This is a genomic window from Paucilactobacillus nenjiangensis (genome assembly GCF_008632615.1).
GTDB classification, from domain to species: Bacteria; Bacillota; Bacilli; order Lactobacillales; family Lactobacillaceae; genus Paucilactobacillus; species Paucilactobacillus nenjiangensis.
On sequence record NZ_CP043939.1, the window covers coordinates 1,373,340 to 1,392,768 of the forward strand.

At 39.5% G+C, this 19,429-nt stretch carries 16 protein-coding genes and 1 pseudogene; 1 reads left to right on the plus strand and 16 read right to left on the minus strand.

From position 1 onward, the window contains the following. Positions 1–19 precede the first annotated feature (19 nt). The 12 genes from F0161_RS07045 to F0161_RS07100 form a co-directional block, all read right to left on the minus strand. Positions 20–4,330: a PolC-type DNA polymerase III gene (locus F0161_RS07045; protein ID WP_150204166.1), complete on the minus strand. Its 4,311-nt coding sequence runs from the start codon at positions 4,328–4,330 to the stop codon at positions 20–22. Positions 4,331–4,410: 80 nt separating this feature from the next. Next, complete coding sequence (locus F0161_RS07050; RefSeq protein WP_150204167.1) at positions 4,411–6,123, minus strand: proline--tRNA ligase; 1,713 nt, start codon at positions 6,121–6,123, stop codon at positions 4,411–4,413. Positions 6,124–6,154: 31 nt separating this feature from the next. Then, positions 6,155–7,426 carry an RIP metalloprotease RseP gene (gene rseP, locus F0161_RS07055; RefSeq protein WP_150204168.1) on the minus strand — a complete coding sequence of 424 codons (1,272 nt, stop codon included), beginning with the start codon at positions 7,424–7,426 and terminating at the stop codon, positions 6,155–6,157. 36 nt (positions 7,427–7,462) lie between these two features. Next, a complete protein-coding gene (locus F0161_RS07060; protein WP_137601146.1) occupies positions 7,463–8,248 on the minus strand; it encodes a phosphatidate cytidylyltransferase in 786 nt (261 codons plus the stop codon). A 34-nt stretch (positions 8,249–8,282) separates the two neighbouring features. After that, the gene (locus tag F0161_RS07065; RefSeq protein ID WP_150204169.1) at positions 8,283–9,059 is read right to left on the minus strand and encodes an isoprenyl transferase; all 777 of its coding nucleotides are present in this window, start codon (positions 9,057–9,059) and stop codon (positions 8,283–8,285) included. A gap of 228 nt (positions 9,060–9,287) precedes the next feature. After that, the gene (gene frr / locus F0161_RS07070; protein ID WP_137602569.1) at positions 9,288–9,851 is read right to left on the minus strand and encodes a ribosome recycling factor; all 564 of its coding nucleotides are present in this window, start codon (positions 9,849–9,851) and stop codon (positions 9,288–9,290) included. After that, positions 9,838–10,575 carry a UMP kinase gene (gene pyrH, locus F0161_RS07075; RefSeq protein ID WP_137602568.1) on the minus strand — a complete coding sequence of 246 codons (738 nt, stop codon included), beginning with the start codon at positions 10,573–10,575 and terminating at the stop codon, positions 9,838–9,840. Before pyrH ends, frr begins: the two co-directional genes overlap by 14 nt. A gap of 83 nt (positions 10,576–10,658) precedes the next feature. Further along, positions 10,659–11,537 carry a translation elongation factor Ts gene (tsf, locus tag F0161_RS07080; protein WP_137602567.1) on the minus strand — a complete coding sequence of 293 codons (879 nt, stop codon included), beginning with the start codon at positions 11,535–11,537 and terminating at the stop codon, positions 10,659–10,661. A gap of 110 nt (positions 11,538–11,647) precedes the next feature. Continuing rightward, positions 11,648–12,436: a 30S ribosomal protein S2 gene (gene rpsB / locus F0161_RS07085; RefSeq protein WP_150204170.1), complete on the minus strand. Its 789-nt coding sequence runs from the start codon at positions 12,434–12,436 to the stop codon at positions 11,648–11,650. Between the two features lie 154 nt (positions 12,437–12,590). Next, positions 12,591–13,589 (minus strand): D-2-hydroxyacid dehydrogenase, encoded by a 999-nt coding sequence (locus F0161_RS07090; RefSeq protein ID WP_150204171.1) that lies wholly within the window; start codon positions 13,587–13,589, stop codon positions 12,591–12,593. Positions 13,590–13,684: 95 nt separating this feature from the next. Continuing rightward, positions 13,685–13,969, minus strand: coding sequence for a GIY-YIG nuclease family protein (locus tag F0161_RS07095; RefSeq protein ID WP_150204172.1), 285 nt, complete (start codon positions 13,967–13,969; stop codon positions 13,685–13,687). Beyond that, the gene (locus F0161_RS07100; protein ID WP_150204173.1) at positions 13,959–14,714 is read right to left on the minus strand and encodes a tRNA1(Val) (adenine(37)-N6)-methyltransferase; all 756 of its coding nucleotides are present in this window, start codon (positions 14,712–14,714) and stop codon (positions 13,959–13,961) included. The genes F0161_RS07095 and F0161_RS07100 overlap by 11 nt, the downstream gene beginning before the upstream one ends. A gap of 108 nt (positions 14,715–14,822) precedes the next feature. Between F0161_RS07100 and F0161_RS07105 the strand changes: the two genes are divergently transcribed. Then, positions 14,823–15,452 (plus strand): lysophospholipid acyltransferase family protein, encoded by a 630-nt coding sequence (locus F0161_RS07105; protein ID WP_137602562.1) that lies wholly within the window; start codon positions 14,823–14,825, stop codon positions 15,450–15,452. Between the two features lie 46 nt (positions 15,453–15,498). Here F0161_RS07105 and F0161_RS07110 read toward each other — a convergent pair whose 3' ends face one another. The 4 genes and pseudogenes from F0161_RS07110 to F0161_RS07125 all read right to left on the minus strand — a co-directional run bounded on the left by F0161_RS07110 (position 15,499) and on the right by F0161_RS07125 (position 19,399). Continuing rightward, entirely contained in the window at positions 15,499–15,903 is a 405-nt protein-coding gene (locus F0161_RS07110) for an MFS transporter (RefSeq protein ID WP_150204174.1), read from the minus strand. 57 nt (positions 15,904–15,960) lie between these two features. Then, positions 15,961–16,674 (minus strand): MFS transporter, encoded by a 714-nt coding sequence (locus F0161_RS07115; protein WP_190318848.1) that lies wholly within the window; start codon positions 16,672–16,674, stop codon positions 15,961–15,963. Further along, positions 16,664–19,048: pseudogene (locus F0161_RS07120) on the minus strand (beta-glucosidase). Before F0161_RS07120 ends, F0161_RS07115 begins: the two are co-directional and overlap by 11 nt. A gap of 123 nt (positions 19,049–19,171) precedes the next feature. Then, positions 19,172–19,399, minus strand: coding sequence for a YneF family protein (locus F0161_RS07125; protein WP_137602560.1), 228 nt, complete (start codon positions 19,397–19,399; stop codon positions 19,172–19,174). Positions 19,400–19,429 lie beyond the last annotated feature (30 nt).

A 19,429-nucleotide genomic window follows, 5' to 3' on the forward strand; every position in this document is an offset into this window, starting at 1 on the left:
TTCAAATTAATATGTCACATTAAAACAATGATAATTGATTTTCATCTGGCAGTGCATCAAGGACCCGATTAACCGTCATAAAATCAATCAACGTTTTCGAAACTTTCCCACGCTTCGCTAAATCTTCTTTTGATAAAAATTCTTTTTCTTCTCGAGCTGCCACAATTTGCTTAGCAACATTCAAGCCTAAACCTGGAATGGCACTAAATGGTGCAATTAAGGTGGTTCCATCAATTAACCATTCAGATGCATCCGAACGGTCAATATCAACCATTTTGAAACTATAACCACGTTCCAACATTTCATTGGCTAATTCCAATACAGTTACCAGATTCTTTTCTTTAGTAGAAGCATCATTACCCTTTTTGTTGATTTCTTCCATCGCACTTTTCACGGCTTCTTTACCATGTGCCATAGCCACAATATCAAAATCATCGGCGCGCACTGAGAAATAAGCACAGTAATAAACCAATGGGAAATACACTTTAAAGTAAGCAATCCGCAGCGCCAGTAAGATATAAGCCGCCGCATGAGCACGAGGGAACATATACTTAATCTTCAAACAAGAATCAATGTACCACCCGGGCACTTCAGATTTTTTCATTTCTGCTTGCCATTCATCAGGAATCCCCTTACCTTTACGCACATGTTCCATAATTTGAAAGGCAATTTCAGATTCCATTCCGTAGTGAATTAAATCGGTCATGATATTATCACGACAACCAATCACGTTGGCAATCGTAGCAGTTCCATTTTTAATCAGCTCTTCAGCATTTCCCAACCACACATCAGTTCCATGTGATAGCCCTGAAATTTGTAGCAGTTCTGAGAAATTACTTGGATGAGTTTCTTCGAGCATCCCCCGAACAAATCGGGTTCCGAATTCTGGCACTCCAAGTGTCCCAGTTTTTGAAAAGATTTGGTCCTCGGTGACACCCAACACATTTGGATTAGAGAATAGACTCATCACGCCCGGATCATCGGTCGGAATCGTTTTGGGTTCTACTCCTGATAAATCTTGTAACATTCGAATCATCGTGGGATCATCATGTCCCAAGATATCCATTTTCAAAATATTATCGTGAATTGAATGGAAATCAAAATGGGTTGTTTTCCAAGCGGCACTGGTATCTTCAGCTGGATATTGCACCGGGGTAAAATCATAAATTTCCATATCATCCGGGACAATCAAAATCCCAGCTGGATGTTGACCGGTGGTCCGTTTAACCCCAGTAGCACCTTTGGCCAAACGATCAATTTCTGCACCACGAATCTGCTGCTCAGTATCCCGTTCATATGCCTTTACATAACCATAAGCCGTTTTATCAGCCACGGTACCAATTGTTCCGGCACGGTAGACATTATTCTCACCAAATAACACTTTAGTGTAGTTATGGGCAATGGCTTGATAATCTCCAGAGAAGTTCAAATCAATATCCGGAACTTTGTTTCCAGTAAAGCCAAGGAAAGTTTCAAACGGAATATCATGACCATCTTTGATTAACAATGTCCCACACTCTGGGCAATCCTTATCTGGTAAATCAAAACCTGAACTGTATTCACCTTCAGTATAGAAATGACTGTACTGACAATTTGGGCAACGATAATGTGGTGGTAACGGATTAACTTCGGTAATTCCGGTTAAAGTTGCCACAATACTGGAACCAACCGACCCACGAGATCCAACCAAGTATCCATCTTTATTTGATTTCGCCACTAATCGTTGCGCGATTAAATAAATCACGGAGAATCCATTACCGATAATACTTTCCAATTCTCGTTCGACTCGTTTTTTAACTAAGTCTGGTAAGGGATTGCCATACCAAGCTTCCGCCGTGTTCATCGTCCGTGAACGAATTTCATCTTCCGCTCCTGGCATTTTAGGTGTGTACAATTTATCTTGCAACGGCGTGATTTCATCGATCATGTCGGCAATTTTGTTGGTGTTTTCAACTACAATTTCATGCGCCCGTTCTGCACCCATGAATGAAAATGCATCCAACATCTCTTGCGTCGTTCTAAAATGGGCTTCCGGTAATTGATAACGATTCAGTGGATTAGCCCCACCTTGTGAATGAATCAAGATTTTACGATAAATTGAATCTTCTTTATTGAGGTAATGAGCATCCCCGGTGGCGACAACTGGCTTATCTAACTCTTTACCAATTTCCACCATATTAATAAGAATTTCTTCAAGGTTTGAATCATCCTTGATGAGTTCGCCTTCGATTAACGGCGCGTACATCGCTTTAGGCTGAACCTCAATAAAGTCGTAATACTTGGCCTTTTCTAAAGCTTCTTCGCGGCCCTTTTGCATGATTGAAGTAAAGACTTCACCAGAAGAACAGGCGGTACCTAACAATAGCCCTTCTCGATACTTGTCTAATTCACTTCGCGGAATCCGCGGTACTCGATGGAAGTATTCAATATTTGACAATGAGACTAACTTAAACAGATTCTTTAACCCTGCTTGTGTTTGCGCCAAAATTGTCACGTGGAATGGACGCGCATGTTTATACGCATCGTTTTCACTCATATGGTCATTTAATTGATCTTGATATTGAATGTCGTATCGTTCTTCGGCATCCTTTAAGAAAATATGCAATAAATTCCCAGTCGTTTGGGAATCAAAAATAGCCCGGTGATGATGTTCCAATGCCACACCAAACTTCTTAGCTAAGGTATTTAATCGATAGCCCTTTAGTTCCGGGTGTAAGAAGCGGGCTAAGGTTAGCGTATCAATCACTGGATTTTGAATTGGTTCTTTACCCTGACGCGCATAACCTGTATTCATGAAGCCCATATCAAAAGTAACGTTATGGCCAGCCAAAATGGCGTCGCCACAGAAATCACGGAACATTTGGAAAACTTCTTCTTCAGACTTGGAACCACGCACGTCATCATCAGTGATACTAGTCAAATTAGTGGTGGTTTCCGACAAGTGGAACCCAGGATCAATAAAGTGTTCAAACTCTTCTAAGACACCACCATTTCGCATTTTAACGGCAGATAATTCAATCACCTTGTCATAAATCGCCGATAAACCGGTAGTTTCCACATCAAAAATAACATATTCCGTGTCTTTCAACGCTACATGCTTTGAGTTATAACCAATTGGTACACCATCATCAACCACGTTAGCTTCAACGCCATATAACATTTTGATATCGTTCTTTTTAGCAGCAGCGAAAGCTTCAGGAAAGCCTTGTAAACCAGCATGATCAGTAATCGCGATTGCTTTATGACCCCATTTAGCTGCCTGGCCGACAAAATCTTTAATCGAATTGGTGGCATCCATTTGGCTCATAGTGGTATGCAAATGTAATTCCACCCGTTTTTCGCCTTCCGCAGTATCTTGGCGTTTCGGATGTGACACCGTATTTAAATCATAAGCATTAATGGTTAAATCACGCATGAAGGTATCTTCTTGCACTGGTCCACGAACCTTAATCCAGTCACCTTCATTGATTGCATCAAATTGAGCTTCATCATCAGCATTTCTTGAGAACTTTTTAATCGTGATTGAAGACGTATAATCAGTAATTTCCAAAATCATCAATTGACGTTGAGACTTGAGGGTTCGAACTTCCTTGCTAAAAATATATCCTTCTACGACGACCGACCGTTCCTCTTCAGTGATATCAATCATCCGACGAACTTCTTCTTTGTCGCTGATGTTTTTACCCAACTTTGCTGGCCCTTCTACGGGTGCAGCCGAATCCGAACTACGACTAGCCATTGCTTGAGTTTGTGCGGCCGCTTTCGCAGCTAACTCCACGTTACGTTTATCTTGAGCTTCTTTCAAAGCTTGAATTTGAGCAGCAGAGGCACTTTCGTCGACCATGGTATGAATTCGAAATTTCGGAAAACCGAATTGTACATAAGTTTCCTCAATTTGACCGATAGCTTCACTCATTAAGAAATCACGCACGATTTCATTTTCAGTGACTAAGGTCACCCGGTCATCAATTACATTAGGCATGCCACGATCGGCCACTTGTCCTAACAAAGGAGACTTAACTCCACTGTTGGAGACAATAAAACTCCAATAATCCGCGATATCTCGCTGGACCAACTCTTCTTGGTTAGTTGTAATGCTAAATGAGACCTGGGCAATCGAATTAAAGCCGGCTCTTAAAGCATTATTAAATGACTGAAATAACTCAAATGGAATTACTTTTGGAAAAAAGAAAGTAAATTCCCAATTTTTAGAAACTTGATGGACCACGACTCGTCTAATTTCAGCGTCTTGAAAGGCTTCATTTTGACTATCCTCAAAATGAATTTGTTCTAGTAATTTTGTAAATAATTGATGCTGAGATAATTCCACTTGAACTGCCTCCTAAAAATAAAAATGTGAAACGAATAATCGTCGACAATTATCGTATCACATTTCAAGTAACTCACTATCTATTCTGCGTTTGTTTTCATTAAGATTGCTAAGGTATTGCCAAGTTCTTCTTGTTTCACTTCGAGTGTTTCATCCGTTCTCCGAATTTTAACTTCAACAATTCCCTCATCTGCCTTTTTACCAACTGTAACGCGTAAAGGAATGCCAATTAAATCTGAATCAGCAAATTTAACCCCTGGACGTTCCTTACGATCATCTAATAATACTTGATAACCTTCTGCTTGTAATTGATCATTAATTTTGTCAGCTAATTCACGTTGTTCATCATTCTTCATGTTAACTGGGACAACATGAACATCGAATGGTGCGATTTCATTAGGCCATACTAAGCCATTATCATCAGCATATTGTTCAGAAATGGCAGATAACAAACGTGAAATACCAATTCCATAACAGCCCATGATTACGTCTTGTTGACGACCATTGTCATCTAGCACACTCGCACCAAGTGATTTAGAATAACGGGTTCCTAATTTAAAGATATGACCAATTTCAATCCCGCGAGTAAATTGTAATTTCCCATTACCATCAGGTGAAGTTTCGCCTTCTTTAACTAAACGGAAATCACCAAAATTATCGACCCGGAAATCACGATTAAGGTTGGCGTTAATATAATGATAACCATCTTCGTCGGCACCGACTGGAACGTTGACCATATCGCCAATATATTGATCAGCTAACACAGTAACATCTTCACCCACCCCAACTGGTCCAAGTGAACCAAATGAAGCATGTAAAACTTCAGCGGTTTGTTCAGGAGTGGCCATTTCAAGTTCATCGGCATGTAAGAAGTTAGTAACTTTAACTTCATTGACTTCGTGATCCCCACGAACTAATACCATGACTGGCTTACCGTCGGCCATAAACAAGAGTGTTTTAACAACACCACTGGTTTCGATGTCTAAAAATTCAGCCAATTCTTCAACTGTTTTGACATTAGGCGTCTTGATTTTTTCCAAGTCTAGAGGTTTGGCGTGTGATTTTTGGCTAGTAAAAGTGGCAGTGGCCATCTCTAAATTAGCAGCATATTCACTAGAATCTGAATAAACAATTGTATCTTCACCCACAGCAGCTAAAGCAGAGAATTCTTTTGAATCACTACCACCCATTGCTCCGGCATCACCAATAATAGTTTTAAACTCTAATCCACAGCGCTTAAAAATATTGTTGTAGGCAGTCGCCATTTGGTTAAAAGCAGTATCGAGTTCATCTTCATTAACACTAAATGAATAAGCATCCATCATGTCAAATTCACGTCCACGAAGTAGTCCATAACGTGGACGATCTTCATCCCGATATTTATTTTGTAATTGATACAGTGTCAAAGGTAATTTTTTATATGATTTGATGCTATCACGAATAATTTCAGTAAAGGTTTCTTCGTGAGTTGGTCCCAAGATGAATTCACGTTCATGACGATCTTTCAACTTGAATAAATTGTCGCCATAAGTTTCATAACGACCAGATTCGCGCCATAAGTCAGCTGGTAAAATTGCTGGAACCAACATTTCCACTGCGTCGATTTTTTCAAGTTCTTCGCGAATAATATTTTCAATTTTACGTAACACTCGATGTGCCAAAGGCAAATATGCATATGCCCCCGCAGCAACTTGATAAATATACCCCGCACGGAGCATCATTTTATGGCTTAAGGCTTCCGCATCGCTGGGAACTTCCTTAAGGGTTGAAATTAACATTTTTGATTGTTTCATTATTTTCCAAATTCTCCTTGTTTATGTAGCATTAAAAGAAATACCTTTGAATATCGTTCCAAGTGACCGCTAGCATGAGTAGCATTAGCAAGCCAAAGCCAATCACCGTGACAGTTCCTTCGAACCGTTCAGAGTTAGGTTTTCTTCTAATCGCTTCAATAAAGTTCAATAATATCTTACCACCGTCTAAAGCCGGAATTGGCAGTAAGTTAACGATTCCTAAGTTAATTGACAAGACTGCCAAGAAATTAAGGACTCCCGTAATTCCGTAAGAAGCTGCGGTTGATGTTCCGGCATAAATAGCCACTGGGCCACCGAAATCATTCACATTAAAGCCATGGGTCAACATATGACCTAAGACACCAAAAATCAGCGATACGATAGCCATAAATTGTGTAAATCCATAACTAATCCGAGAAACAAAGTCGGTTTTTTGTTCTTCCATAATACCGATTCGGCCAACTTTTTTCTTTTCTTGTGTCACTGAATCTGGCGTTAACTTCACTGTTTTTTTATTATCATTATGTTTGACTGTTAATGTAACTTGCTTGTCAGGTTTTGAAGAAATTGCGCTCGACAAATCCGTCCAATCACTCGTTTTTTTACCATTAACCGCCGTGATTTTATCACCAGACTTCAAACCAGCTTTTTGTGCAACTGAATTTGAGGTGACTTCGCCAACCACATTACTATTTGTGGGGATTCCAGACAACATAAAGCCTAAGATGGCAAATACGACGACAGCTAAAATGAAATTATTCATTGGGCCGGCAAAGTTAGTAATAATCCGTTGCGGTAATGATGCAGACTGAAATTGAACATCACGTGGTGCAATACGAACTTGCACGCCGTCACCTTCAATAATCGATGCATCGTGATCAACATCGTAACGTTTTAATTCAGACTCATCATCATTGATGTATCCTTCAATCCATAAGCCATCCACTAAATCAGCATTGGCAACTTGCATTGGGATACCGTTAAACAAGGTACTTTTTTTACTAGTATTGATTAACGTGACTTTGTCATTTTCTCCAACTTGAATACTAACCGGTGTCCCCGGTCGTAAGGTATCCTCATCGTCGTCTTGTGCTCCTGCCATTCGCACATAACCACCTAATGGCAAGATTCGTATGGTATAAGTGGTACCATTTTTTCGATGCCACCAAATTTTGGGACCCATGCCAATTGAAAATTCGCGCACTAAAATACCCGCCCGTTTGGCAAAATAATAATGCCCAAATTCGTGGACTAAAACAAGTACTCCAAAAACAATAATAAAGGTGATGATTGTAATAATCACTTGGCTACCTCCCAATCAATTAATTTCATGACGTCGTTAAATGACACCAAGCAAGTGAAGCATTGGCATAACTAACAACATACTATCAAATCTATCTAAAATACCGCCATGACCAGGTAAAATTTTCCCTGAATCTTTAACGCCGTAGAACCGTTTCAAAGCTGATTCTACCAAATCTCCAAATTGGCCAACAATCGACAGGATCAAAGTTAAAATGACCATAACAATCCAATCATAGCCAACTGGGAAGAACATTAAGTACACCGCTAAGATAATGGTTGCAGCGATTGTACCACCAACTGAACCTTCCCAAGTTTTATTTGGACTAACCTTAGGAGCTAACTTATGCTTACCAAGTTTACGGCCAATCATGTAGGCTCCACTATCAGTCAACCACACGATTAACATTCCGAATAATAAGGTCGTAAATCCATCGCCTCTAGCAGCAACGAAATAGTGGAACCCTGTTCCAACATACAGCATTGCTAAGGTTAGGACTCCAGCATCATCAAATGTAAAGCGACCCTTCTTAGTCACTGTGTTGACTGCTAAAATAATCGCAACGACATAGAATAAAAAAAAACGATTAATGTCAGTTGGTAAGAAAGATAACCAGCTGTCAGGAATGATTAACAGTAAAACTCCAATATTAGTCATGATAGCTTCAAACGAAACTAACAGAATTTTTTTCATAATCAAAATTTCGTCAACCGCAATAATCCCTAAAGCTAAGGCGGCAATCGTTAGTGGTAAACCACCGATGACGATAAGTGGGATAAAAATAATCAGCGCAATAACCGCTGTAATAACACGTTGTTTCATGAATGTTCACACTCGTTTCCAATTTATTAAGTACTTATTTTGTTTCTAAACCACCGAAGCGACGATGCCGACCCTGATAAATTTTAATTGCATTACTTAATGAATCACTATCAAAATCTGGCCAGTGCTCATCCACGAAAACAAATTCGCTATAGGCTAATTGCCAAAGCATGAAATTACTAATCCGTTGTTCACCGCTTGTTCTAATCAACAATTCTGGATCTTCAAAGTCTCCTAGGGGGCTAGTCATCATTAAACTTGCGAGCAAAGCTTCATCAATTTGGTCAACTGTCAATTTACCGTCAGTCACTAACTGACTCGCTTGTTTGGCAGCATCAACAATTTCAATACGACCACCATAATTCAAAGCAAAATTTAGCACCATGCCAGTACAATCAGCAGTTTGATTAATGGCATCGTGGACTGCTTTTTGGGTTCCCTCAGGTAAGCGCGTAATATCACCCATCACCATAACTCGCACGTTGTTTTTGATTAGGTCTGGGACAAAGGTTTGGAAAAATCTAATCGGTAATTGCATTAAATAGTTAACTTCATCATTGGGTCGTTTCCAGTTTTCAGTTGAAAAAGCGTATAAAGATAACACTTTGACACCTAAATCACTAGCAGCAATCGTGATTTTTTTAACAGTTTGCATTCCTTCACGGTGACCAGCAACTCGAGGTAAATGCTTACGTTGCGCCCATCGGCCATTTCCATCCATGATAATGGCGATGTGTTTTGGAATGTTATTTAGATCAAGTTCATTTTCATCTGGGTTATTTGAATTGGTACGTTTAAATTTAGAAAACACAATACTCCACCCTACTTTTAAAATCTGTTGTTTCAATTTTACCAAAAAAACCGTTTATAAACTAGTAATAATAACTTTATTGATGCGACAACAAGCGATTGTTATTTAAACGTAATAATTATCATCTTTATTCATTTCATGTTTAAGTTTATTAAAAAATACAAAAAAAGAAGTCATCCCCAACAAAATGTGAGCATCACTTCTTTATCAATTAAGCTATATTAACGCTTAACCTTGCATTAATTCTTTTTCTTTATCTGCAGCAATTGCATCAACTTCTTTGATTCCTGAATCAGTAATTTTTTGAACTTTATCTTCAAGTTCATGGAATTCATCATCATTGAAATCGCCAGCTTTGTTACCTTTTTTCAAATCGTCCATTGCTTCGCGACGAACATTTCGAACGGCAACTTTTGCTTTTTCAGCTTCTGCCTTAACGTCTTTAACCAATTCTTTACGACGTTCTTCAGTTAACTGAGGAATTGATAAACGAATTGCACTACCATCATTGGCTGGATTTAAGCCTAAATCTGAAGCGTTAATGGCTGTTTCGATATCGCCTAAAATTGATTCATCAAATGGCGCAATCATTAACAAACGTGGTTCTGGAATGGTAATTGAAGCTACCTGATTAATTGGTGTTGGAGCACCATAATAATCAACCATTACGCGGTTTAAAATACTAGCGTTAGCACGACCCGCACGAATATTACCTAATTCGCGAGAAAGAGCTTCGCCTGATTTTTTCATTTTGTCTGTTGCACCATCTAAAATTTCTTTACTTGTTGCCATCATTATTCCCCCTGACTGTTGTGCCGATGTTTTCGCCTTCGACTACTTTCATAATATTACCAGTTTCGTTCAAATTAAACACTACTAATGGAATATTATTGTCCATCGATAACGAGCTTGCAGTTGAATCCATAACATGTAAATTATTTTGAATAATTTCTAAATGAGTCAAACTATCATATTTGACAGCTGATGAGTCTTTATTAGGATCAGCATTGTAGACACCATCCACACCATTCTTAGCCATTAAAATGGCATCAGCATTGATTTCAGCTGCGCGAAGGGCTGCTGTGGTATCAGTTGAGAAATAAGGACTACCTGTGCCACCAGCAAAAATGACAATTCTACCCTTTTCAAGGTGACGAACGGCCTTGCGGCGAACATAAGGTTCAGCAATTTGACGCATTTCAATAGAAGTTTGAACCCGAGTAGGTACACCAATCGATTCCAAACTATCTTGCAATGCCAATGCATTCATCACAGTGCCTAACATCCCTACATAGTCCGCCTGGGCACGTTCCATCCCCATTTGAGCACCGGCTTCTCCACGCCACATATTGCCACCGCCGACAACAATCGCGATTTCAACCCCTAACTCATGGACCTGTTTTAATTCTTCAGCGACTTCTTTAATGACTGGTGGATTAATGCCAAAACCACGATCACCGGCTAGCGCTTCACCACTTAATTTTAAAATTACTCGTTTATATTTCACATCTGTCATGTGTTTGTCCTCCTGCAGGAATATCTCGAAATTGAAATCTCATTCAGAAAAAAAGACGTACTAAATGTACGCCAATTTTTTAACTAGCCTTTGATTTGACCCATAACTTCTTCAACGAAATTATTGGCCTTCTTTTCGATTCCTTCGCCAACTTCGTAGCGAACGAATGTCTTCAATGAACCATTCTTTGATTTAACGTATTGTGCAACAGTCATGTCTGAATCTTTAACAAATGCTTGATCTGCTAAGCTGATTTCTGCCAAGAACTTGTTAACACGTCCAGCAACCATTTTTTCAACGATATTAGCTGGCTTGCCTTCGTTCAAAGCTTCTTGAGTTAAGACTTCAGTTTCGTGTGCAAGACGGTCTGCAGGAACGTCATCACGTGAAACAAATTCTGGATTAACAGCAGCAACGTGCATAGCAATATCTTTGGCAGTTTCTGCATCAGCACCTTCAATAAGTACCAAAGCACCAATACTTCCACCCATGTGTAAGTATGCGCCAAAGTTTTCGCTATCAGTCTTTTCGAGAATTGCAAAACGACGAAGTGACACTTTTTCACCAGTTTGTTGAGTTGCAGTGATTAATTCATCATTCAAAGTACCTTTATCAGTACTCAATGCTAAAGCAGCTTCAACATCAGCTGGAGCATTAGCAACAAGAACATCAGCAATATGGCTAAGAAGGTTCTTAAAAGTTTCACCGGCTGCAACGAAATCAGTTTCTGAGTTCAATTCAACGATAACAGCCTTGTTACCATCAACTTTGATACCAGTTAAACCTTCGGCTGCAATACGATCACTCTTCTTGGCTGCTTTAGCAATCCCTTTTTCACGAAGAAAATCGATTGCCTTGTCAATGTCACCTTCAGTAGCAACGAGGGCCTTTTTTGCGTCCATCATTCCTACACCAGTTTTTTTACGTAAGTCCATAACTTGGGCTGCTTTAATGTCTGCCATTTTATGTTTCTCCTTAGAATATATAATTATTTTTGCTTTTAAAAAAAGACTGTCCCACTTGCTCAGGCCAATATGGTCCTACTTGCAAATGAAACAGCCTAAGGTTTTAATTATTTTTCAGTTGTACCTTCAACGGTAGCTTTTAAACCGTCAAGGTCCGCGCCAGAAACTTCTTTGTTAGCTTCTTCAGCTTGAACTTGTTCAGCTTGGTCGTCAACGCCTTGGTTACCTTCGATAACAGCATCTGCCATCTTAGCAGTAATCAAACGAACGGCACGAATAGCATCGTCATTTGAAGGAATGATAACATCAATGTCATCAGGGTCAGTATTAGTATCAACCATGGCAACGATTGGAATGTTAAGCTTTTGAGCTTCCTTAACCGCAATTTGTTCCTTGTGTGGATCAACAATAAACATTACGTCTGGGATACGTGGCATGTCTTCAATCCCACCCAAGAATTTTTCAAGTTTTTCACGTTGCTTAGTAAGCAATGAAACTTCTTTCTTAGGTAAAACATCAAAGCTACCATCTTCGCTCATGCTCTTAAGTTGCTTAAGATGCTTGATACGAGTTTGGATTGTGTCCCAGTTAGTCAATGTTCCACCTAACCAACGATGGTTAACGTAGTATTGACCGGCACGTACAGATTCTTCTGCAACGGCTTCTTGAGCTTGCTTTTTAGTACCAACGAAAAGAACAACACCACCATCAGCAGCGGTTTCCTTAACGAAGTTGTAAGCTGAATCGATCATTTTAACAGTCTTTTGTAAATCAATGATGTAAATACCATTACGTTCTGTAAAGATGTATGGCTTCATCTTTGGATTCCAACGACGTGTTTGGTGTCCAAAATGAACACCGGCTTCTAACAATTGTTTCATGCTAATAACTGACATGAATAGTACCTCCAAAAAAGTTTTTTCCCTCCCCAGGCATCTCATTTGAGTTGAGAACTCTTACGAGCAACGCTCTTCTCATCAATCCTAGGTGTGAATTGGCGCTTTTGCACCGAAAATTAGTATACCGAAAAATGGGCTGCAGTGCAAGCTTTTAATTAAAAGTTACCAAATTATCAGCCGTGCCTGTTTGGATGAGTGACAGATTATTATCAAGCCCACCGTTAACCATATTTTTAACCGCCACATCAGTAAAGAATGCTGTATGTGGTGAAACTAATACATTTTGTCGAGCGGTTAAATTTTGGAAAACTGGGTAATCAATGGTTTTACCACTGAAATCTTGATTAAATAAACGCGTCTCTTCTTCCAAAACATCTAAGGCGGCGCCGGCAACTTTTCCACTGTCTAACGCATCAATGAGTGCTTGTTCATCAATCAATGGTCCACGAGCAGTGTTGACAATAAAGACTCCGTCGTTCATTTTTTGGAATGCAGCTGCATTTAACATGTGTTCTGTTTCGGGGAACAACGGAATGTGTAATGAAATCACCGTCGCTTGATCATAAATCTCGTCTAAAGAATCTACGTACAACCCTTGTGCTTCAACATCAGGATTATGGAACTTATCATAGGCAATGACTTTAGCACCGAAGCCTTGGAAAATTTTGATAGCACTTTGACCGATATGCCCCGTACCAATCACACCGACAGTTTGCTGATTTAGTTCTTTAGAAATCTGTGGTGCCCAACGGAAATCTTGGTTAGCAGCTTTGGCGTTATATTCTTTTGTCCGTCGCAACAGATTCATTAATTGGGTAACGGTAAATTCAGCAATTGCTTCTGGTGAATAGACTGGTACATTCGTAACTTTAATGCCAAGTTCTTTCACTTTAGCTGGGTTTAAGTTATCAACCCCAACGTTACGTAATGACAAATACTTAATGCCAAAATCTGACATAGTTTGAAGTGCAGCGTCAGGATATTGGATTTGCTGGAACGCAACAACGCCGTCATATCCCTTGGCTTGTTGGATTGATTGTTCATCCAATAGAGCAGTTACCGAAGTAACTTCAACATCTGGATGTTGTGTAGCCCAATCCTTAACAAATGGTTGTTCATCGTCTCTAATACCGTAAGCAATAATTTTCATCAGTTAATTAACCTCCATATTTGTTCCAATGTTTTCAGCAACTAAGTTAATTATATCAAAGCTTGTTGCTTGACTGAAACAAAAAGGCACCGCTTTCACTGATATTTTTGCCAATTAATCTGGTGGTCATTTAAAAAATGCTCTTTCGCCAATCGGGATTGGTGTTTGAACTGATACTCCGCCTTCATTGCCTCTGATTTAGAATCAAATCGTTGTGAATAAATTAAATGCAATGGATGCCGACTTTTAACCTGGGTGTATTTAGCCCCTTTGCCTGCTTCGTGAGTTTCAAATCGTTTCAGGACATCATCCGAATAACCACCATAAAAAGTATTATCTGCACAGTAAAGAACATAAAAATAATAGGCTTTATTTTCCATACAGCATTTCCTTTACTTGCGGAGTATATTCATTTTGTTGATCAGCCACCACGATGGGTTCAATAATTCTGACCCCCCCGGGTCGACCATCACGAATGGCTTCGATTAACACCATGTTCGCTTCTCGTCCTGGTTTAGGATGGATAAATTGAATTCGTTTCGGTGCCATTCGGTATTTCCTAAAGATATCAAAAATCTCGGTTAACCGATCAGGTCGATGAACCATATAGCCTCGGCCATTGGTTTTTAATAAACCACTCATCACCGACACAACCCCGTCTAGGTTGGTCTTTAATTCATGTCGCGCAATCGCCAAATATTCATTAGGATTCTTCTTACTATCGGGTAAATCTGTAAAATATGGCGGATTACAGAGCACAATATCTACACTATCTTTATCAATCTTCGAGTACAAATCGGCAATATCAAGATTTAAAACAGTGTATTGTTCCTCGAGTTGATTGAGGATGACACTCCTTTGGGCCATGTTCGCTAACCGCGGTTGAATTTCCACTTCAGTAAAATGAGATGGAATTTTAGAATGTAAAAATAATCCTACTGCCCCGTTACCGGCGCACATATCGACTACTTTTAAGCGAGTTTTTTTGGTGGCTGGGACAAAATTAGCCAGTAAAACTGCATCCAACGAGAAGGAAAATACCTCGTTGCTCTGGATAATTTGCACGTCCTGACTATATAGTTGATCAATTCTTTCATTTGCTTGTAATAAATCTTGTTCTTGCATTCTCATTTCCTCTTGTCAAAGTAACTTGCAACTCTCTTATTTTTCTTGCATACTAAACATGTGCTACAGATAAACAAGCACATAAACTAATTTAGGAGAAACAACCTAATGTTCTATTCATTTTTACGTGGATTGGTTAGAATTCTATTATATATTCTAAACGGAAAGCCCACATATTTAAACAAAGAAAATTTACCTGAAGGAAATTATATCTTAGTTGGCCCTCATCGTACATGGTTTGATCCAGTTTATTATGCGTTAGCTGGATCACCCAAAAAGTTCAGCTTCATGGCTAAGCAAGAATTATTTCAAAATAAATTCTATAAGTTCGTCTTAGATCATATGTTTGCTTATCCAGTTGATCGGGCTAATCCTGGCCCATCAGTGATTAAAACACCGGTCAATTATCTCAAAAAAACTGATTTATCGACAATTATTTTCCCCAGTGGAACCCGCTATTCAGAGCAAATGAAAGGTGGAGCACTGGTAATTGCTAAATTAGCTGGGGTACCATTGATTCCCACTGTCTACCAAGGTCCAATGACATTCAAAGGGCTTTTGACAAGGAAGAAAACTACCGTAGCCTTTGGTAAACCCATCATGGTTGAGAAAAAAGTTAAGCTTGATGACGATGTACAAGCAGATTATGAACAACGCCTCCAACAAGCCTTTGATAACTTAGACCATCAAATTGATCCAGGTTTTCACTATGTGTTACCCGTTAAAAAAGAAAAATAAACCAAGAGCACTCGACGAAAAATAAAATTCTCGTCGAGTGCTCTTTTTATGAAGACGGATTTTCTTTGATGAATAATGTCAGCAAGCCTACTACTCCCATTAAGATTCCAACAATCGAGAGTACTGCTTGGGGCTGATGATTACCCACCATATTTTGCACTAAATTCAGTGCATACGGCGTTAAAATCACACCAACATTAATCCCAACAATCAAGACGGCTGACGAAAAGGTCTCATGACCTAAACCAGCAATTGATGCGGATTGCGTAAATAAGTATGGTCCAACCAGTGACGTCGTTAAGCCGGCAAATGCTGCCATCAAATATGTGAAAATCATTTGGTGCGAAATTGTCATCCCCATAATCGCCAGTGCGGCCCCAATCAAGCCAATCGGCAAGATAAAACGGGCTAAGACTTTATGCAATTTACCATATAAAGCACCACCGACCATGGTCGCAAATCCTAAAATTGCTAATCCAATTGTCGCTTGAAATTCATTGCCATACCCTTAGCCAACCACTAAATCAGCAATTTTTACCACAACCGTGGTTGAGACAAACATACTAAACATCACCAACAAAAACAGCAGTATCAACTTGGGACTAAAAGGATTCCGCTGTATTTCTTGACCGGTTGTACTTTCACTGGTGCTTTGCTCCTGCAGAGAATTTGGCATTTTTCGTGTGCCCCATAAGAAGATCACCAAAATCGGCACCGTAATCAAATAATACAAATTAACTGCTCTCCAAACAATGAGCACGAGTCCTGCGGTGATAATAAACATTACAATATTGCCTAACGAGGTGATTGCCCATTCATAACCTAGCAATCGCTGCCGCTCATCCCCATCAAAATATTCACTAATCATACTGTATGCAAAGGCATTAAACAGTCCCACGCCCATTCCCAGTAATAATCTGGCCAGGTACAGTATCCAAAAGCTAGGTGCCAAATACGAAATCACACCCGCCACAAATATCGTAATCATTCCCGTTGCGACGACTTGGCGTTCCGTAAACCACTGTGTAATTTTGGTACTGAGTAAAACAAAAATTAAGACGGTCACACTTGGAATGGTCACCAATCTTTCTATTTGCGTGGCGGAAACCGTATTGAATTCTTGTTTTAATCCCGGAATCGAACCCGCAATAGCATTCGCACTAGTTAACAAAATTGAGATGGATAAAATACTGGTTTTAAATCCAATTTGATTATTTTTCATCAATTTGTCCTCCCAACGATGCTTTGACATATTGATGATTGGCCAACGAAATCAGCCGATTGACCATTGTCAAACTCAGTTTCCCTGATGATTGTTGCGCTAATCGAATGATTGGTGTGTCCAAAATAATCGTGCGCATAAATTTTGCCTCTGGACTAGTTTTATCCGGAATCTCCTTCAATAATTGCTTAATCATGAGGTTGGTATAATTTTTCACCAAAATGGAATAGTTTTGCATTTCAGCTGGAGTGCTCAAATAATTAAATGCCCCAGCCTTAACTTGATAATTAGTGTCAAAATCTAAGCCACTCATGGTTTTAAAATCATCAATTTCAACCTTTACAGCGGATGGTTGCAAGTACCATTTGGGAAAATTATTACCACTTTTTTCTTGCCCAGCGACGTTGACTACTTGCATAAATTGGATATCATCGACGCTGGTTCCCACAAAGATTTGTTGGCTACTTTCAAATAATCGCCACTCTTGATTTATTTCCGACCAAGCCTTAAACGCTTGCGATGGTAACTCAAAGAAGACCTCTTGAGTTTCATGAGGTGCCAATTTAATTTTTTTGAATGCCTTTAATTCTTTGGCGGGCCGCTTTTCATTGCTACTATTCTGATTTCCAACGTACAACTGAATTACTTCACTCCCAGTGTGTTGGCCGGTATTAGTCACTGTCAAACTCACCTGCACCTGTCCATTTGCTGCCAGTTCGGTTGAATCAACTTTAAAATCTGTCAACGAAAATTGGGTGTAACTTAAACCATAACCAAATGGAAAAGCCACCGTCACTTTTGCCTTATCGTAATAACGATACCCTGCGTAAATACTTTCAAAATATGGTGCCTGCCGACGGTAACGTCCGTAAACGTCGGAGGAAGGCACATCCTGGTACTTGATTGGATAAGTTTCAGCTAATTTACCGCTAGGATTAACCTCTCCACTTAATAAACGAGCAACTGCCTGACCAACCTCCTGACCCGCTAGGTAAACATTTAATAAACCTTTAATTGAGTCAATAAACGGTAATTCTACAGGCGCTCCAGCAACCAAGACCACCACGATATTTTTATTAACTTGGCTCAAACGTTCAATTAATTTAATTTGATTAGCTGGTAATTGCATAGTTTTGCGATCAAAGCCTTCAGATTCATCTGCTTCGGGTAATCCCATGACCACAACCACTTTTTTCACTAATTTTGCCTGTGCCACAGCCTGTGAGACTAACTCTTCCGCGACTTGGCCATCTAACTGGTACCCTTGTTAATAGCTAAACGCCTGTTGAAATTGTTGTTTCATACCTTCCAAGATTGACGTGTGATGAGTCGCATTGATATGCGATGAACCCGCACCTTGGAATCTAGTTTCAGCCGCCATTTCACCAACTAATAATATTTTTTCATCTGTTTTTATCGGTAAAATGTCTTCTTCATTTTTTAATAAAACGGCAGAATCTTCGGCCACCTTTTGTGCCAACTTTGCATTAGCTGTTAGCAATTCATCAAGATTACCAACAAATTTGGGGCGTTTACGTTGCGCAATTGAATCAAGCTTGTTCGCAGCACGTTCGAGGTCTGCTCGCTTCAATCGTTGCTCCTCGAGTGCAGTTAACGCTTGTGCATCAAACATATGTGCACTGCTTGGAATTTCTAAATCTGTGCCCGCCTGGATACTCTTTGACTTATTATTCAGTGCGCCCCAATCTGTGATGACAGCTCCGTCAAAACTCCATTGATTTCTTAATACGTTTGTAAGTAAATAAGTGTTCTCGCTAGCATAAACTCCATTAACTAAATTGTATGAACACATGATACTTTCAGGTTGAGATTCTTCAATCACAATCCGAAAGGCTTCTAAATATAGTTCTTGCAACGCCTGAGCATCCACAACAGAATTTGAAACTAACCGTTCATTTTCTTGACTATTGAGTGCGAAATGCTTTACACAAGCTCCGATGCCCACGCTTTGAATTCCAGTGACCCATGCTGAACCCAGCATGCCAGACAAATATGGATCCTCACTGAAATACTCAAAGTTTCGTCCACATAATGGATTCCGTTTGATGTTAACCCCCGGTCCCAAAACAACATCGACATCCCGAGCATTAGCTCCCTGGCCAATTGCCGCACCAATCTGATTGACTAAGTCCAAATTCCAACTTGACGCCACTGCACTTGCAGTCGGAAAACTGGTATTCGGCAAACTATCATTAATTCCCAAGTGGTCTGAATCCAACGCCTGAAATCTTAAGCCATTTGGTCCATCACTCATCCGAAAGCTGTTGATTGACTTTTGGTCGATGGATTCTGAATTCCAAAAATCTTTGCCTGACGTCAATTTAATCAATTCAGCATTCGTTAAACTTGCTATTCTTGCGTTACAAAAAGGGAGTACAACTTATGGAATCGATTCAAAAAAACGTTTGTACAGAAAAAGGTCTGTAAAACAAAACGTTAGTTTCGTCACAGACCCCTTTAAGTTTTAAAGAATCGCTTATTTACTCTTCTTTGATTGTTGTTGCATTGCTTGCATCATTTGGTGAAGCTTCTTAGCAGAAGGCTTCTGACCCATTTGTAACATCATTGTGCTAAGCATTTCTTCATTGATTGGTGGGTTATCTTGTAGATATTTTTCCATGTACTTACGTGCACCGAAGAATCCACCAACGACACCAATAACTAAAGCTACTACAATTAATAAAATCCAAATGCCAGTAGACAAATTGAATCCCCCTTTTCTAGTTCAATATCT

What these genes read in the sequence shown, in the direction of transcription:
- F0161_RS07050 (WP_150204167.1), bottom strand. Translation starts at nt 6,123, where the DNA reads ATGAAACAATCAAAAATGTTAATTTCAACCCTTAAGGAAGTTCCCAGC.
- F0161_RS07060 (WP_137601146.1), bottom strand. Translation starts at nt 8,248, where the DNA reads ATGAAACAACGTGTTATTACAGCGGTTATTGCGCTGATTATTTTTATC.
- frr (WP_137602569.1), bottom strand. Translation starts at nt 9,851, where the DNA reads ATGGCAACAAGTAAAGAAATTTTAGATGGTGCAACAGACAAAATGAAA.
- pyrH (WP_137602568.1), bottom strand. Translation starts at nt 10,575, where the DNA reads ATGACAGATGTGAAATATAAACGAGTAATTTTAAAATTAAGTGGTGAA.
- tsf (WP_137602567.1), bottom strand. Translation starts at nt 11,537, where the DNA reads ATGGCAGACATTAAAGCAGCCCAAGTTATGGACTTACGTAAAAAAACT.
- rpsB (WP_150204170.1), bottom strand. Translation starts at nt 12,436, where the DNA reads ATGTCAGTTATTAGCATGAAACAATTGTTAGAAGCCGGTGTTCATTTT.
- F0161_RS07090 (WP_150204171.1), bottom strand. Translation starts at nt 13,589, where the DNA reads ATGAAAATTATTGCTTACGGTATTAGAGACGATGAACAACCATTTGTT.
- F0161_RS07095 (WP_150204172.1), bottom strand. Translation starts at nt 13,969, where the DNA reads ATGGAAAATAAAGCCTATTATTTTTATGTTCTTTACTGTGCAGATAAT.
- F0161_RS07100 (WP_150204173.1), bottom strand. Translation starts at nt 14,714, where the DNA reads ATGCAAGAACAAGATTTATTACAAGCAAATGAAAGAATTGATCAACTA.
- F0161_RS07105 (WP_137602562.1), top strand. Translation starts at nt 14,823, where the DNA reads ATGTTCTATTCATTTTTACGTGGATTGGTTAGAATTCTATTATATATT.
- F0161_RS07110 (WP_150204174.1), bottom strand. Translation starts at nt 15,903, where the DNA reads ATGGTCGGTGGTGCTTTATATGGTAAATTGCATAAAGTCTTAGCCCGT.
- F0161_RS07115 (WP_190318848.1), bottom strand. Translation starts at nt 16,674, where the DNA reads ATGAAAAATAATCAAATTGGATTTAAAACCAGTATTTTATCCATCTCA.